Raw genomic sequence first — 15,218 nt, forward strand, 5'->3', positions numbered from 1 at the left:
GCCCGCATCAGATGGGCTCAGGCGGCCTGCGCCAGTTCGGCAACCTTGGCGCCGGCGGCTGCAACGGCCTTCTCGACGGCTTCCGGACCGAATGCCAGGCCTTCGACATAGATCACTTCCACATCGGTCATGCCCATGAAGCCGAGAACGGTCTTGAGGTAAGGCACGGCATGGTTCAGCGGAGCGGCCGGGCCTTCCGAATAAACGCCGGCGGCAGCCAGCACGATGTAAACCTTCTTGCCGGTGGCAAGGCCTTCCGGACCGGTTTCGGTGTAGCGGAAGGTCTGGCCGGCGCGGGCGACGTTGTCGATCCACGACTTCAGGCCGGAATAGATGTTGAAGTTGATGAGGCCGGTGCCGATGACAACCGTGTCGGCGGCCAGAAGCTCGGCAACCAGCTTGTCGGAATAATCGGCGGCAACCGCTTCTTCAGCCGTGCGCTGGTCGGCCGGCTTGCGGATCGCTGCGGTCTTGACGGTGTCGAGATGCGGAATGGGGTCGGCAGCGAGATCGCGGTGGACAAGGGTATTCGCCGCCGACTTGGCCTTCAGCTTGTTTGCGAGTTCACTGGAAAACTTGTTGGAAACCGATTCGTCGCCACGCGGGCTGGAGGTGATGAGCAGAATGTTGGACATGGTCTTTCCTTGCATATGCGATGAATTGACGGACGCCTTGGGAGGGCGGGAGAGCACGATGCCCTTCCTTTGACCCCTATATGAGGAATTGCTGCCATCAAGAAAACTGTGATAATATGGAAGCCATCTATCGAGGAAATGGATGGAACATGGACGCGAACCCGACGCTCGACCAATTGCAGGTATTTTTGACGGTCGCCGAGACCGGCAGTTTTTCCGCCGCGTCGCGGGCGCTCAACCGCGCCCAATCGGTGGTTAGCTACACCATCGCCAATCTCGAGGCACAGCTTGAAGTCACCCTGTTCGAGCGCAACGGCGTACGCCAGCCGCGGCTGACGGATGAGGGCCGCGCGATGCTCGAGGATGCAAGGCGCATCGTCGCCGGCCTGCAGGAGATGCGCGCCCGCGCCAAGGGTCTGAAGCAGGGGCTTGAGGCGGAGCTTTCCGTCGCCATCAGCACCATGGTGCCGGCAGAAGCGGTCGTTGCAGTGCTGCGGGATTTTCGCAAGGAATTCCCCACCGTCGCCCTCAGCCTCAATGTCGGCGAGCTGGGCATGGTGATGGACATGGTGCTCTCCCGCAAGGCCGGCATCGGCATCGGCGGGGCGCTGCTGCGCCAGGATGACGAGCTGGTCGTCGAAAAGGTCGGCCATTCCTTCATGCTGCCGGTCGTCGCTTCGGATCATCCCCTGGCGCAGATCGAACGACCGCTGGTCCTCGGCGATGTTCGCGAGGAAGTCCAGCTCGTCGTTACCGATGCGTCGGGGCTGACCAAGGGCCGCGATTTCAACGTGCTATCCTACAAGACTTGGCGGGTCAGCGATATCGCCACGAAGTATCAACTCATCAAGGGTGGTCTCGGCTGGGGCGGTCTGCCCGCATCGATCGTTCGTAACGATCTGACCAATGGCAGTCTGAAGGCGCTGGACCTCGGGGCCTATGAGCAGGGCAAGTACCCGCTCTTTGCGCTCCGCCGGGTCGATTCACCCGCCGGCCCCGCCGGCCAGTGGCTGGCCACAGCATTCCAGCAGCGTCTGTCGGCCTGCCCGAACCAGAAGGATTTCAACAGGATAGTTGCCGGAAGCAAACAGAGGAATATTTCTGTCGCCGCGGAGTGACATCAGCTGAATCCGCGACAATTGGACATGGATCGAGAGGGTGCCGCTTGTTTCTTCTCCCCGAGGGGGAGAAGTCCGCGGCAGCGGGATGAGGGGGCAACGTCAGCCGTATCCGGAGAGCTTGCCCCCTCATCCGACCCTTCGGGCCACCTTGTCCCCGGTGGGGAGAAGAAAAAGGCAGCAACCTCGGCACCAAGCCCCAGGCAACACCAATTGACGCAAGCGACCTACCTGCCTATACCTAACCCACGGTCAGCAGTTCACCGAGGCATCGCCGTCCCGTAAGGGAAGCTAAACCTGCATTTTGAAAGATTGACAGCACTTATCCCGTGCCTTGTCGGAAGCCGGCGGTCAGCGACACCTTTTCGGAATGGCACTTGAGGGTAAGTCATGCCACGTTCGATCCTTTCCATTGATATTGCCGACCTCTCGACCTTTGCCAAATCGCTTCGTGAACAGATCGGCCGGCTGGACCGCCAGCCGAGCCATGTGGAGATGCTCAATCTTCTGAGCCGCGCTGCCGGGTTCCGCAATTTTCAGCATCTGCGTGCGTCACGCACGCCATCCGCAGAAAGCGGTCCTCCGTTACCACAGACACGAGCGGAGACAATACCCGCCGCCAACGAGGGCAGGGTGCTGAAGACCGCGCGGATTTTCGATGGCGACGGCCGGTTGATGCAATGGCCCGCCCGCCGATCCCAGCAGGAACTGTGCCTCTGGTATCTCTGGGCAAAAATCCCCACCGGCCGCAGTTTCTCCGAGCGCGAATTCAGCAGCTTTCTGGATGGTCTGCATCTTTTTCGGGATGCCGCGATGCTACGCCGCGACATGGTCGGCCTGCGGCTCATCCGCCGCAACCGCGACGGAAGCGACTATCAACGCATCGAGCAAAAGCCACCGGCGGAACTGCCGCTGCTGCTACGCGCTGTGGGTGGGCGTGATTGAGAAATAGTCAGCGATGCAGCTGACAGGCTTTCATCAAGCTCAACATCATCCTCGGGCTTGACCCGAGGCCCCACACACCGCCGCAGTCAATGGATACTCGGATCAAGCCCGAGGATTACGTCGAGTTGATGGAGGCGTCGAAAGCAAGTCTGCCCTCCCGGCGCATTCCCGCCGGGAGGGCTGCAATCCCTAGAGAACCAGACGGAATTTCGCGAAACCTTCCGCGCCTTCACCGGCATCCTCGATCTTTGCGCCCTTGATATCGGCCGCATAGTGGCGGCCCTTGGGGCCGGTTTCGAAGATTGCCGAGGTATTGGCGACCGGCGCGAAGGACCAGTTGGCATCCGCAGACGGGTTGATGGTGCCCTGATCAATGATATAGCGCACGATCACGTCGCGGTTGGTGTCGGGGGCGACGAAGATCACCTTGTCGGCGGCAATATCCGGGAATTTGCCGCCGCCGCTCGCCCGGTAATTATTGGTCGCCACCACGAATTTCTGCTCGGGATCGATCGGCTTGCCTTCAAATTGCAGGTTGACGATGCGGTTGCTGTCGGGATTGACCGCCTTGCCGTCCTTGTCGAACTTCGCCGGCTTGGAAATATCGATCTGGTAGGTGACACCGTCGATGACGTCGAAATTATAGGACGGAAAATCCGCGTTCAAGAGCGGTGCGTCTTTCGCGCCAGCCTCGACCGTGTTGAACATGCCGGCAGACATTTCCAGCCAGTTTTTCACCTGCGCGCCGTTGATCAGCACCGCCTGCACCGTGTTGGGGTAAAGGTAAAGATCGGCGACGTTCTTGATGGCGATGTCACCAGCAGGGACATCGGTATAATAATCCGCGCCACCGCGACCGCCCGACTTGAAGGGTGCGGCTGCCGAAAGCACCGGCAGGTCCTTATATTGCCCTTCCTTCAGCATGTCCTTGATATACCAGGTCTGGGCGTTGGAGACGATCTGGACGGAAGGATCGTCGGCCACCAGTGCGAAATAGGAATAGAGCGGGGCAGAGGTCTTGCCGACCGGCCGGCGCACATAGGCGAGCGCCGCTTCGTGATCGGCCTTGGCGGCGGCGATGACTTCCGGCTTGTCCGTGAAGTCTGCAACGATCTTGCGGTTTTCGTCGCGGTGATAAATCGGACGGGCTTCAGAGGTGAAGTCGACAATCTTCCAGCTCTTGCCGTCCTTTTCGAGCAGCAGGTCGATGAGGCCCATATGCGACCCCCAGAAACCGGCCATCACGGCAGGCTTGCCCAGAAGCGTACCCTTCACCGCATCCACACCCTCGATGCCGTCCCAGGTCTTCGGACCGGGGAAGACGAGATGCTGGTGGCCGGTGAAAATGGCGTCGATGCCCTCGACACCCGCCAGATAAAGCGAGGCGTTCTCCATGCGATCGCTCTGGCCCTTGCCGTCGATGCCGGAATGGGACAGGGCGATGACGATGTCGGCGCCTTCTTCCTTCATGACCGGCACCCAGGCTTTCGCCGCCTCGACGATATCGCGCGTCTGGGCCTTGCCCTCGAGGTTCTTGGAATCCCACATCATGATCTGCGGCGGCACGAAGCCGATGATGCCGACCTTGACCGGGCTGGTGACGCCCGCGCCGTCGCGGATCTGTTTTTCGAGGATGACGTAAGGCTTGAAGAACAGCTCGTCCTGCTTGGGATCAGATGCCAGCTGACCCTTGGTGAGGTTGGCGCAGACATAGGGAAAACCGGCACCCGCCAGCGTATTGGCCATATAGTCGAGGCCATAATTGAATTCGTGATTGCCAAGCGTGCCGCAATCATAGCCGAGAACATTCATGGCATTGATCACGGGGTGCTTGTCGCCGGCCTTCATGCCCCGCTCATAGGCGATGTAGTCGCCGAGCGGATTGCCCTGCAGGAAGTCGCCATTATCCACCAGCATCGAGTTTCCGGCTTCGGCGCGGATCGTGCCTATGATCGAGGCCGTGCGGGAAAGCCCCATCGTGTCGTTCGGCTTGTCGGCGTAATAATCATAGGGAAAGACGTGAACGTGAATGTCCGTCGTTTCCATGATGCGCAGATGCGCCTGATTGGCCGCAGCACGCGCGGCAAAAGGGTGCAGCATCACCAGTGCCGACGAGGCGGCAATGCCGCTGAGAAGCGAACGGCGGCTGATGGGGTGGAGAGCGAGAAGCGACGACATGGGAACTCCTTCGGATGAAGCTTGCTCTGTCATGGAAAACGACAAGGTAGAAGCAATCGCCGAGGAGTCCATCATCAAAATGACAGGGCGGTGACGGACGGAGCCTTTTTCAACCGTTTGATAAATTTTTTGTCACGGGAGCGCCACGCGCGTCATCGCATGGGAATGCGCTTTGCTTGGTCAGCGCATTCCGATTTCGGAAACCGATGTCTTCAGCGGGCGAGCGTCGGCTTCACTTCTTCATGGAAAAAGCGGAAATAGGAGGAAAGCTGCGCCAGCGTGTTGCTGGAAAGCCTTAGTTGCAGGCCGAGGCGGTTCTGGTGCTGCCATTGCACTTCACCCTCGATGAAACCAAGGTCCTCGCTCTGCACCTTGACCCGGCTGCCCTTGGCGGCAGCGAAAGGTCCGTCCAGTTCGAGCGCCATTCCGGTGGCCGACAGGTCCAGTACGCGGCCCCGGGTCGACTGGCTGAAATAATGCACGGTCGCGAAAATCCTGGTCTTGCTGCGCGGTGCGCTGCGGGTCGCCATATTAAGGTTGTTTGCCATTTTGCTACTCAAATCAATTGTTTTCGATACCTGCATCATGGCGCAGAAAGTTTGAAAGCCGTTTAGCTCTTCTGTTAAAATTGTAAGTAATCGTGCGATTATGCTGTATCAATACGGCACTGGTAGCAATTATTGCGGGCCGAACGCACATGTACATAGGCGACGTCGCCGCGCTCCAGGAGATGTTCGGCGCGTGCCACGATCTCACTGGTCGCGGTCACCGCGCCAGTGCCGTAGACGATGCGGTCGTCAGCGCCATATCCGCGAACGATATAGTCCGGGCTGTTAAGCATCGGGGGAACGGCATCCGTTTGCGGATAGCGCTCACAGGCCTCCGCGTGAAGAAAGACCGGGCCCGTTTCGGCATAGGGCTGGAGCGAGGGGAAGGGCCGGTAGGCGAGGATCAGCATTCCTTCGCCTTCGTCAATCTGGGCAAGGCAATGGCGGCAGGGCATGCCGCCGGGGGAAACGGCTTTTTCCGGCGGGTTGCCATAGGCGTCGCCAGCTCCTGCACGAAAGGCTTCAGCTTCCTTAGCCGGCATTGCTGTAAAAACGAGATCGGTCATGGCTTGGTCCTATAGGTTCGGCTCGGCGTTGCTTCTTTGCAGCTATGATCTCGAAACAGAGCTCTATCCACCCGATTCTTGACAGGCGATGCAACCAGCCCATTGCGTGTTTCGTTAGCATCGGGAATCAGTGACGCTCCTCGTTCCCGGAAGGTCTGATTTTATGTTCCGTCGTTTTCTGGCCGCCGTTCCGCTGGCTTTTGTTTCGTTGACGGCTCCGATCGGGGCGCAGGCGCAGGTCGCCTCCGGCCTCGATGGCCTGTCCGACGAGCAGCTGCAGCAGGCGGTCAATTTCGTTATCGGCAACGCGATCTTCTCGCTCTACCACGAGGGCTCGCGCATGCTGATTTCGGATTTCGGAGCGCCGGAAACGGGAAGTGTCCAGGCCCCGGCCGATCAGCTGGCAGGAACCCTCATCCTCCAGGCCAATGAGGAATGGCTCGATACCGCGCTCGTCAACGCCACCGACAGCTGGTATCTGGCGCGTGAAGCGGAGACCTTGCCCGATCACGAAGCGCCGGTCTTTTCCGCGCTGGTGCCTGACAGAAGCCGCGACCGCAACATGGCCTGCCTGATGGTCGGCCGTGACAAGGACGGTTATGGCGATCTTGCCGCCATGATGGGGCTGGACAATGCCGAATTCGGCAAATGCGCCGCCGCCTATCCGGGCGTCGCTTCGGCCTGGGAGAATTTTCTGGCGCCCCACCGCAGCCAGACACCGTCCAGATTTTCCGTTAGCTATGTGCCGCCGCGTGACCCTGAACTTGAACCCTATGCCATCATGGTCAAGGAATCGAAGGTTCTCGATCTCATCAGCCGCAGTTTCGGCGGTTATGGCCTCAAGGGCGACGTCAAGCTGACGGCAAAGTCCTGCGGCCGCCCCGATGTCTACTGGTCGGCAGAAAAGCGCGAGATCACCTATTGCTACGAGCTTGGTAAATTCCAGGCGGAGCTGATCGCCGATCATCTCCTGAATACTGTCACGGAAGACAAGGGCGCTGCTGGCGGACAAATTCCGACGGCGGTCAATCTGGAAAGAGAAATCTGAGGCAGATTGCCGGCGCTGGCGATCCGGCCTCCTGAATGATGGAGGAAAGTGCCATGCCGAAGGTCGTCGTTCGCAATTTCGCTATCTCACTTGACGGATATGGTGCCGGGCCGGACCAGAGCCTGCAGAACCCGCTGGGCGTGAACGGCGAGGAGCTGCATCAATGGGCGTTCAAGACCCGCACCTTTCACCGCATGTTCGGCAAGGAAGGCGGTTCGACCGGCACGGATGAGAAATTCTCCGAGAAAAGTTTCGAAAATATCGGCGCCTGGATTTTGGGGCGCAACATGTTCGGCCCTATCCGCGGCGCCTGGCCGGATGAAAACTGGAAGGGCTGGTGGGGTGATGAGCCACCCTATCACGTTCCGGTTTTCGTGTTGACGCACCATGAGCGCCCATCCTTCACCATGAAAGGCGGCACTGTTTTTCATTTCGTCACCAAGGGCATAGAGGCCGCTCTGGACATGGCGCTCACCGCCGCTGACGGCAAGGATGTCCGCATCGGCGGCGGCGTTTCCACCATCCGGCAATATATGGCCGGGGGCATGATCGACGAATTGCATCTGGCGCTTGCGCCGGTTTTCCTTGGAAAGGGCGAACATCTGTTCGAAGGGCTGGATCTACCTGCGCTCGGTTATCGCTGCACGGAGACGGTATCGGGCGAGGGGGCCACCCACCTGATCATTGATAAGGCGTGATTGTAGCGTCTCTCCACTCTCATTCCTGTGACAGGCACAGGAATGAGGAGGCGTTTGTATAGGCCGAAACCTCAATTGCGCAGCGAGATTTCCAGAAGCTCGGTATCGGACAGCGGTTCCACCCAGGCCTCATAGGTGCCGACAGGCGAAAAACCCATCATCTGGTAAAGCTGCAGCGCCCGCGGATGGTCAAGCGTGTTGGTTGTCACCGTCACGCGTTTGGGATTGTCCTGCCAGGCGGCGTAAAGCGCCTGCAACAGGAACCACTTGCCGACACCCGCGCCGATCGCCTCTTCGAGAAGCCCGAAATAGGAAAGCTCGGTCACCTCGTCGTTCGCCTTGTTCAGCTCGAAGAAACCGGCAGGCGCGCCGTTCATGTAAAGAACCGTGACGCTGTTCTTCGGGTCCTTGAGGACGGCGGAGAGTTCCGCATCGCTCATGCGCATGCGTTTTTGCCAGTGCCAGCGTTTTCCCACCCGCCAGTAAATATAACGGTAGAAGTGCAGGGGAATATCGGTAACCCGCATCAGCGCCGTCTGGATATTGACGGGAATCGGCAGGCTGACCTTCGGTGGAGCGGTCATTTCAAGCTGTGTGACATGCGCCTTCAAAGGGCCATGCGATACCAGGGGGACAGGCTCGGCGGGGCCGGTGACGACAGGCGTATCTTCCAGTCCGCCCCATTCTGACCAGGAGCCGTCATAGAGCGAATTGTCCCGATGGCCGAGTGATTCCAGCGCCAAGGTAATGACGGCGGCGGTGACGCCCGAGCCGCAGCTGGTGACGACCGGCTTGCTGAGGTCGATGCTCGCATCGGTGACCATCTTGCGGATGGCGGTGAGGTCCTTGAAATGGCCGTTCTCGGAAAAGGCAGTGGCCGGCAGGCTGCGTGCGCCGGGCATGTGGCCGGAACGCATGCCGGCACGCGGCTCGGCCTCGTCGCCGGTGAAGCGGCCGGCGCCACGGGCATCGGCGATCTGCTTTTCACCGCTGTCGACGATGCCGCGCATGGTCGACAGGGAAGTCACGCGCTTCTCGTTGAAGTCAGGCGTGAAGGTGGCGGGTGCAATCTCCGGCGTGCCGGTCTCAAGCGGCCGGCCTTCGCGCTTCCAGCCGTCGAGACCACCATCCAGCACATAGGCTTTGCGCACGCCCATCACCCGCAGCATCCACCACACGCGCGGCGCGGAAAAGAAACCGGGACCATCGTAAACCACGATCGTATCCGTATCGCTGAGGCCAAGCGCACCGGCCTGTTCCGCGAAGAATTCCGGCGAGGGCAGGGAATGCGGCAGGCCGGTGGTATGATCGGCGATCTTGTCCTGATCGAAGAATACCGCACCGGGCAGATGGCCGGCTGCGAATTCTTCCGCGCCGTTGCGTTTATGCGCCGGCAGATACCAGGAGGCATCAACGACACGAAACCCGGCCGTGCCGAGCTGCTTTTCCACCCAGTCCGCCGAAACGACGAAACGGCTCTTATCCGTGCTCACGATGTTTCTCCCAATCTCAGGCAACAGCTTCAGGCGCGCCGAAACGAATGCGGAACCGCCTGTTCTCCTTGCCCTTCTTTTCTATCTTGGCAATGTGAATATCGCCCACTTCCTGCGTTTCGGAAACATGGGTGCCGCCGCAGGGCTGGCTGTCGATGCTGGAATTTTCGCCGATGCAGACGAGGCTGACCCGACCAAGGCCCATCGGTGGGCGCACATTCTTGGATTTGACGATGCCCGGATTGGCCTGCAGCTCCTCGTCGGTGATCCATTGCAGGAAGACGGGATGGTTGGCTTTCACCAGCTCCATCAGCTTTGCCGTCACCTCGTCCTTGTCGATGGTTTCCGACATGTCGAAATCGACACGCGATTCGTCCTCGCCGACGGCGGCTCCGGTGATCGGCCACTGGCAGACGACGGAGAGCAGATGGCAGGCCGTGTGCATCCGCATCAGCTTGTAGCGACGCGGCCAGTCCACATGCAGGGTGAGTTTTTCGCCGATATCGGGTGAAGGCTGGCCTTCGAGCGGCACATGGACGATCACGCTCTTGTCGGCACCGTTTTTGGTGATGCCAAGGTCGATGCGCGAACCATCGGCCCGCTCGAGAAAACCGCTATCGCCCGGCTGGCCGCCGGAGGTGGCGTAAAAGCAGGTCTGGTCTAGCTCTATGCCGCCATCCTCATGCACCGCCGTGACGATCGCTTCTGCGGTGGAAAGATAAAAATCGTCACGGAACAGGGCATTCACAGGCATTTCGGCATGTCCTCAAACGGTTTCGTACGGAACCGCAATCTCGCTTTTCGTCGCCAGCCACTGCGGAATGGGAAGCCCCTTGGAGCGCAGGAAATCCGGGTTGAACAGCTTCGACTGATAACGATTGCCGTAGTCGCACAGTATCGTCACGATTGTATGCCCCGGACCAAGCTCGCGGGCAAGACGGATTGCGCCGGCAATGTTGATGCCGGAGGAGCCGCCAAGGCAAAGGCCCTCTTTCGTCACCAGGTCGAACAGCACCGGCAGCGCTTCCGCATCCGAAATGCGATAGGAGAAGTCTGGCGTAAAACCTTCCAGATTGGCGGTGATGCGCCCCTGTCCGATGCCCTCGGTGATGGACGATCCTTCCGATTTCAGCACGCCGTGCTTGTAAAATTCATAGAGAGCCGCACCCTCGGGATCGGCAAGGCCGATCTTGATGTCGGGGTTGAAATCGCGAAGGCCATCGGCCACGCCCGCAAGCGTCCCGCCGGAACCGACCGAGCATATGAAGCCATCGACCTTGCCATCCGTCTGGTCCCAGATCTCAGGCGCCGTCGTTTCGATATGGGCCTGCCGGTTGGCGATATTGTCGAACTGGTTGGCCCAGATCGCACCGTTTTCATCGGTCGCGGCAAGCTGTTTTGCCAGCCGGCCGGAAACCTTCACGTAATTGTTCGGATTGGAATAGGGAGCGGCCGGAACCTCGACCAGCTTGGCGCCGAGAAGCTTCAGCGCGTCCTTCTTTTCCTGGCTCTGCGTCTCGGGAATGACGATGACCGTCTTGTAGCCCAGCGCATTGGCGACCAGCGAAAGACCAATGCCGGTATTGCCCGCAGTACCCTCCACAATGGTGCCGCCCGGTCGCAACTGACCGCGCCGCTCGGCGTCGCGGATGATATAGAGCGCCGCGCGATCCTTCACCGATTGACCGGGATTGAGGAATTCCGCCTTGCCGAGGATTTCACACCCCGTCGCTTCCGAGGCGGCTTTCAGACGGATGAGCGGCGTGTTGCCGATAGCACTGAGCGCAGAGGGATGAATGGTCATGATTGAGCCTTCTTGTCTGAGCGGAAATTAGGTGCCGTTATGTCCCGTTACAACCGCCTCAAGGCAAGAAATTATCTTCCCGGCTTTGGCTTAGCCACGCAAAATTTTGCCGATACCCAATTTTATGCGTTCTTCCTGACGTCGGCATAGGCCGCAAGCGCTCTTTCCCGCGCTTTTCCGTGGTCGACAATCGGCAACGGATAGGTCTTGCCAAGCTCGATGCCCGCCTTTTTCAACACTTCCTTCGGTGCTTCGAATGGCTTGTGGATGAATTTCCGCTCGAGCTTTTCGAGTTCGGGCACGAAGCGGCGCACATAATCGCCATCGCCATCGAATTTTTCGCCCTGCAGGATGGGGTTGAAGATGCGGAAAAACGGCGAGGCGTCCGCGCCCGAACCCGCCACCCATTGCCAGTTGGCGGCGTTGGAAGCCGGATCGGCATCCACAAGTGTGTCGCGGAACCATTTCTCGCCCTTCCGCCAGTCGATCAGCAGATGTTTGATGAGGAAGGAGGCCACGATCATGCGCACCCGGTTGTGCATGGTGCCGTGTTTCCACAATTGCCGCATGCCGGCATCGACGATGGGGTATCCCGTCATGCCGCGCGTCCAGGCCTTGAAGGCTTCTTCATCATCCCGCCAGCCGAAGGCGTCGAAACTGTCGTTCCAGTTTTTTTCGTCCAGTTCGGGAAAGTGAAACAGCAGGTGATAGCAGAATTCCCGCCAGACGAGTTCCTTGCGGAAACGGCTGATATCGTTGGAGGCGATATGGCGTGAGAGGCCTTTCGTCGCGTGCCAGACGGCGGCGGGCGATATTTCGCCGAGAGCCAAATGTGGTGCAAGCAGCGAAGTGGCATCCTTTGCCGGAAAATCACGGCCTTCTTCATAGCCCTTCAAGGCGCCATCAATGAAATCGTCGAGTTTCTCCCGGGCGTTATTTTCGCCCGGTGTCCATATTTCGCTGAAATCCTTGGCCCAGTCCGGTTTGGATGGCAGGAATTTCCAATCGTCGAGTTTCTCTGATTGAGGCCATGTGTCCGGTGCTTTCAGGCTCTTCGGCGCATCCGCCGGCGCATGTGGCTCCTCACCGCCCTCCAGCGCCCGCCAGAAGGGGGTATAGACCCGGTAGGGCCCGCCGGATTTTGTCTGTACCCGGGATGGTTCATGCAGCAGATGGCCGGCAAAGCTTTGAACCGTCAGGCCGTCGTCTCTCAGCGTCTGTTTCAGTGCCTTGTCCGTCGCCATGCCCGCCGGATCGTAGCGGCGGTTCCAGAAGACTGTGTCGGCGCCGGTTTCGGTTATCACATGGCGTAACGTCTCTTCGGCGTCGCCGCTTGCGAGCAGCAGACGGCTACCGGTTTTTTCCAGCGCGGAGGTTAGGGCGGCCAGCGAATGGTGAAGCCACCATTCCTGCGCACCGCCCAGCGGCCCGGAGGATTTCTCCCTTATATAGAGCGGGATCACGGGGCCGCCGTGTTCGAGCGCCGCAAGCAGGGCGAGATTGTCCGAAAGGCGCAGGTCCTTGCGGAACCAGACGATGACGGGAGAGGCTTCTGTCGGCATGAAAAGACCCGGTTCACTTCCGCTTGAACGAGTGTTGAAACGCTTTGTTCCGCAAATCGGCTAGAATGGGAAGATGGGGCACATGGTTTCTCGAGGGTTATTTTTTCGACCTTGAAACCGCAGGTGAAGGGAACCAACTGGAGGAGCCGGCGTTTGTCGCGGGTTAATAGAGCATGGAAGTGCAATCAATGTTGCTGAATGACGTTAAGTGGGAAAAGCCCGTTACCATCTCCCTTGAAAACGGTGCTCCCCGGATTTTCAACGGCGTTTACGAAGCCTTCGATTTTTTACAGCACGAATGGCCGGAACGTGGCGACAAGGCGCATGAACAGGCGCTGCGCCTGTGCCGTTCGTCTCTGATGGGCGATGTGGCAGGAGAAATCGCCCGCACCGCCTTCGTTGCCGCAAGCCGCCAGGCGCAGTGCCTGATGGAGGACAAGGCGGAGGAACAGAATAAGATCGCATCCTGATCCGCATTTTCAGGACCGAAACCAGAGAGGCCACCCGCCAGAACCGGGTGGCCTTCGTCATTCAGGGGCAGGAAACGGGTTGTTTCGAACGCAGGATATGGCATCGTGCAGGCGAAATGACGGATCAAGACGGCAATGAGCAACCACTACGGTTATATTGTTTTTCCAACGGCACTCGGCCATTGCGGCCTCGCATGGGCAGGGCGTGGCATTGCCCGTCTGCAATTGCCCGGCGCTGACGCTGGCGAGACCGAAAAGCTGCTGCTGAAACGCCTCCCATCCTCCACGATCGCTGTTCCCGAGACACGGACGCGTGAGGTGATCGCGATGATCACCCGCTATTTCAGCGGCGAAGCAATCGATTTTGCCACCGTCGAACTCGATCTCGCCGGGCAGGATCGTTTCTTTCTCGATGTTTACGCCGTTGCGCGGCAGATCGGCTGGGGCCGCACGACGACTTATGGCGGCATTGTGAAAACGCTTGGCCTTGGCATGGAAAAGGCCCGTGATGTCGGACAGGCGATGGCGAAAAATCCGGTGCCGCTCATCATTCCCTGCCACCGCGTTCTGGCCGCTGGCGGCAGGCTTGGCGGCTTTTCCGCCCCGGGCGGAACCAACACCAAATTGCGCATGCTGGATCTCGAAAATGCCGGCCGCAGCAACGCTGACGATGCGCAGGGCAGCCTGTTTTGAAGCAATGACAGATCAGCACGCATGAATAGCCGTCTGATTTCTGCCCTTATCTCGTCAAATTGTCGCTAAATTGTCACAATACACGGACGCCCTCTAACATAAGGGCAAGACGTTTGAGAGTATCCGCGTTAATTCTATCCGCTGCCTTGGCTTTTACAGTCGTGGCACCAGCTTCGGCTGGCATGCTGAACCAGGCTGAAAAATACACCGGACTGCATGAATCCAAAAACAACAAGAGCCTGAAGAATATTCTCGGGGCCAATCCCCGCAGCACCCCGTGGTGCGGTCTTTTCCTGCATGCCGTTGCCAGCAAGGCCGGGAGGCAATCGCCGAAGTCCTATGGATTTGCGAAATCCTGGACCTCTTTCGGTTACGCCGTTCCGGTGAGCCAGGCAAAACCCGGCGACGTCGTCGTCATCCGCAATGGGCGCGGCTATCATGCCGGCATCCTGAAGGGAATGAGCGGCAAGACCGCGCAAATCCTCGGCGGCAATCAGTCGGGCCGGGTGCAGGTTTCCAATTTCAATCGCAAGGCCATCGTCTCCGTTCGCCGCTGAAGAGCAAACAGACAATAGTGCATTGTTATATTGTTATAAAGGCGGGCCATGGCCCGCCCTATCTGTTTTAAGGCGCCTATGGCTGCTCCCTGACGCCGGGCGCTGCGTCGCGCTGGTCGTCATCCTCAAGGTCCGTGGCGACGATGAAGGCGTCCTCATGTTGCCGCGCCGCCTGCCGGCGTGCACGCAGGTTGATGGATTCATCCGGATAAATCTCGCCGTCCTTGGATTTGAGCTCACTGTCGGTTTCGAAATGCGGCACGTCCTCGTCACGTATGTCGAGTGGCTTGTTCTCTTTGTGTTTTGGCGCGTCCATGATGGTCCTCCTGAGGGTTTCCTGTCGGGCAAACGATCAGCCGCAGGGACGGTTCCCTTTTTAGAGGAAACACTTGTTCGCGATGGAGCGTCGCGGAACAATTTCTTGCCTTTTCTGTTTTTCTCTCGGCACAATCAAAACCGGCGCAACGAAAAAGGGAGGCCCGTTATGAACCATGATCGCGAAGCCGCAATCCGCGAAAAAGCGCGCGCAATATGGGAGAGGGAAGGACGGCCGGAAGGGCACCACGAACGACACTGGATAGAGGCGGAGCGGGAAATCTCCGCGAGTGCCGAAACCGTAAAAGCCAATGGCAAGAACGGTGCGAAGAAACCAGCTGCCGCTGCAAAGGCCACGGCGAAGAAAGCACCAGGGGATAAGGCTCCGGCAAAAAAGCCAAAATCGCCGGCGGTAAAATCGCTTCAGAAGGAGCAGAAAGCTGCTAGCCACGAGAAGGTGGACGATGATCTGACCGAAAGCCTGGAAGAAAGTTTTCCGGCAAGTGATCCGCCGGCGCTTACCAACGCCACGAAGGCAACGAAGCGAACGGTCAAGAAGACCTGAGATCCATATAGCCCGCTGATAGG

17 protein-coding genes are annotated in these 15,218 nt (G+C 59.1%); 8 read left to right on the forward strand and 9 right to left on the reverse strand.

Features of this window, described 5'->3' with window-relative positions:
- Nucleotides 1-17: 17 nt before the first annotated feature.
- A complete protein-coding gene (locus JZY08_RS04625; RefSeq protein ID WP_216331142.1) occupies nucleotides 18-635 on the reverse strand; it encodes an FMN-dependent NADH-azoreductase in 618 nt (205 codons plus the stop codon).
- 149 nt (nucleotides 636-784) lie between these two features.
- Between JZY08_RS04625 and JZY08_RS04630 the strand changes: the two genes are divergently transcribed.
- Nucleotides 785-1,753 carry a LysR family transcriptional regulator gene (locus JZY08_RS04630; RefSeq protein WP_216331144.1) on the forward strand — a complete coding sequence of 323 codons (969 nt, stop codon included), beginning with the start codon at nucleotides 785-787 and terminating at the stop codon, nucleotides 1,751-1,753.
- 390 nt (nucleotides 1,754-2,143) lie between these two features.
- Nucleotides 2,144-2,698 (forward strand): DUF2087 domain-containing protein, encoded by a 555-nt coding sequence (locus JZY08_RS04635; protein ID WP_216331146.1) that lies wholly within the window; start codon nucleotides 2,144-2,146, stop codon nucleotides 2,696-2,698.
- A 189-nt stretch (nucleotides 2,699-2,887) separates the two neighbouring features.
- Here the strand turns inward: JZY08_RS04635 and JZY08_RS04640 are convergent, their stop codons facing one another.
- The 3 genes from JZY08_RS04640 to JZY08_RS04650 form a co-directional block, all read right to left on the reverse strand.
- Nucleotides 2,888-4,876, reverse strand: coding sequence for a bifunctional 2',3'-cyclic-nucleotide 2'-phosphodiesterase/3'-nucleotidase (locus JZY08_RS04640; protein ID WP_216331148.1), 1,989 nt, complete (start codon nucleotides 4,874-4,876; stop codon nucleotides 2,888-2,890).
- A gap of 212 nt (nucleotides 4,877-5,088) precedes the next feature.
- Nucleotides 5,089-5,424, reverse strand: a complete 336-nt coding sequence (locus JZY08_RS04645) for a PilZ domain-containing protein (RefSeq protein WP_035242626.1) — start codon at nucleotides 5,422-5,424, stop codon at nucleotides 5,089-5,091.
- Between the two features lie 98 nt (nucleotides 5,425-5,522).
- On the reverse strand, nucleotides 5,523-5,990 hold the full coding sequence (locus tag JZY08_RS04650) for a DUF1203 domain-containing protein (RefSeq protein ID WP_216331150.1): 468 nt from the start codon (nucleotides 5,988-5,990) through the stop codon (nucleotides 5,523-5,525).
- 163 nt (nucleotides 5,991-6,153) lie between these two features.
- On the opposite strand from JZY08_RS04650, the gene JZY08_RS04655 reads away from it, so the two are divergent.
- A complete protein-coding gene (locus JZY08_RS04655) occupies nucleotides 6,154-7,038 on the forward strand; it encodes a DUF4344 domain-containing metallopeptidase (protein ID WP_216331152.1) in 885 nt (294 codons plus the stop codon).
- Nucleotides 7,039-7,091: 53 nt separating this feature from the next.
- Nucleotides 7,092-7,736 carry a dihydrofolate reductase family protein gene (locus JZY08_RS04660; RefSeq protein WP_216331154.1) on the forward strand — a complete coding sequence of 215 codons (645 nt, stop codon included), beginning with the start codon at nucleotides 7,092-7,094 and terminating at the stop codon, nucleotides 7,734-7,736.
- A 71-nt stretch (nucleotides 7,737-7,807) separates the two neighbouring features.
- Here JZY08_RS04660 and sseA read toward each other — a convergent pair whose 3' ends face one another.
- From sseA to JZY08_RS04680, 4 genes are all read right to left on the reverse strand, one after another.
- Complete coding sequence (gene sseA / locus JZY08_RS04665) at nucleotides 7,808-9,229, reverse strand: 3-mercaptopyruvate sulfurtransferase (RefSeq protein WP_216331155.1); 1,422 nt, start codon at nucleotides 9,227-9,229, stop codon at nucleotides 7,808-7,810.
- A gap of 16 nt (nucleotides 9,230-9,245) precedes the next feature.
- The gene (locus JZY08_RS04670) at nucleotides 9,246-9,983 is read right to left on the reverse strand and encodes an alanyl-tRNA editing protein (RefSeq protein ID WP_216331157.1); all 738 of its coding nucleotides are present in this window, start codon (nucleotides 9,981-9,983) and stop codon (nucleotides 9,246-9,248) included.
- 12 nt (nucleotides 9,984-9,995) lie between these two features.
- A complete protein-coding gene (locus JZY08_RS04675; RefSeq protein ID WP_035217756.1) occupies nucleotides 9,996-11,033 on the reverse strand; it encodes a cysteine synthase A in 1,038 nt (345 codons plus the stop codon).
- 122 nt (nucleotides 11,034-11,155) lie between these two features.
- Nucleotides 11,156-12,595: a deoxyribodipyrimidine photo-lyase gene (locus tag JZY08_RS04680; protein ID WP_035217755.1), complete on the reverse strand. Its 1,440-nt coding sequence runs from the start codon at nucleotides 12,593-12,595 to the stop codon at nucleotides 11,156-11,158.
- Nucleotides 12,596-12,783: 188 nt separating this feature from the next.
- Between JZY08_RS04680 and JZY08_RS04685 the strand changes: the two genes are divergently transcribed.
- From JZY08_RS04685 to JZY08_RS04695, 3 genes are all read left to right on the forward strand, one after another.
- On the forward strand, nucleotides 12,784-13,065 hold the full coding sequence (locus JZY08_RS04685) for a DUF982 domain-containing protein (protein WP_035217754.1): 282 nt from the start codon (nucleotides 12,784-12,786) through the stop codon (nucleotides 13,063-13,065).
- Nucleotides 13,066-13,200: 135 nt separating this feature from the next.
- Complete coding sequence (locus JZY08_RS04690) at nucleotides 13,201-13,758, forward strand: methylated-DNA--[protein]-cysteine S-methyltransferase (protein WP_080834142.1); 558 nt, start codon at nucleotides 13,201-13,203, stop codon at nucleotides 13,756-13,758.
- 113 nt (nucleotides 13,759-13,871) lie between these two features.
- Nucleotides 13,872-14,315 carry a TIGR02594 family protein gene (locus JZY08_RS04695; RefSeq protein WP_035242620.1) on the forward strand — a complete coding sequence of 148 codons (444 nt, stop codon included), beginning with the start codon at nucleotides 13,872-13,874 and terminating at the stop codon, nucleotides 14,313-14,315.
- A 76-nt stretch (nucleotides 14,316-14,391) separates the two neighbouring features.
- Here JZY08_RS04695 and JZY08_RS04700 read toward each other — a convergent pair whose 3' ends face one another.
- On the reverse strand, nucleotides 14,392-14,631 hold the full coding sequence (locus JZY08_RS04700; protein ID WP_003496601.1) for a hypothetical protein: 240 nt from the start codon (nucleotides 14,629-14,631) through the stop codon (nucleotides 14,392-14,394).
- A gap of 168 nt (nucleotides 14,632-14,799) precedes the next feature.
- Between JZY08_RS04700 and JZY08_RS04705 the strand changes: the two genes are divergently transcribed.
- Entirely contained in the window at nucleotides 14,800-15,195 is a 396-nt protein-coding gene (locus JZY08_RS04705; RefSeq protein ID WP_003496600.1) for a DUF2934 domain-containing protein, read from the forward strand.
- Nucleotides 15,196-15,218 lie beyond the last annotated feature (23 nt).

Origin of the sequence: Rhizobium sp. X9, from assembly GCF_018873185.1 — a bacterium.
In the GTDB taxonomy this organism is placed as follows: Bacteria; Pseudomonadota; Alphaproteobacteria; order Rhizobiales; family Rhizobiaceae; genus Agrobacterium; species Agrobacterium oryzihabitans.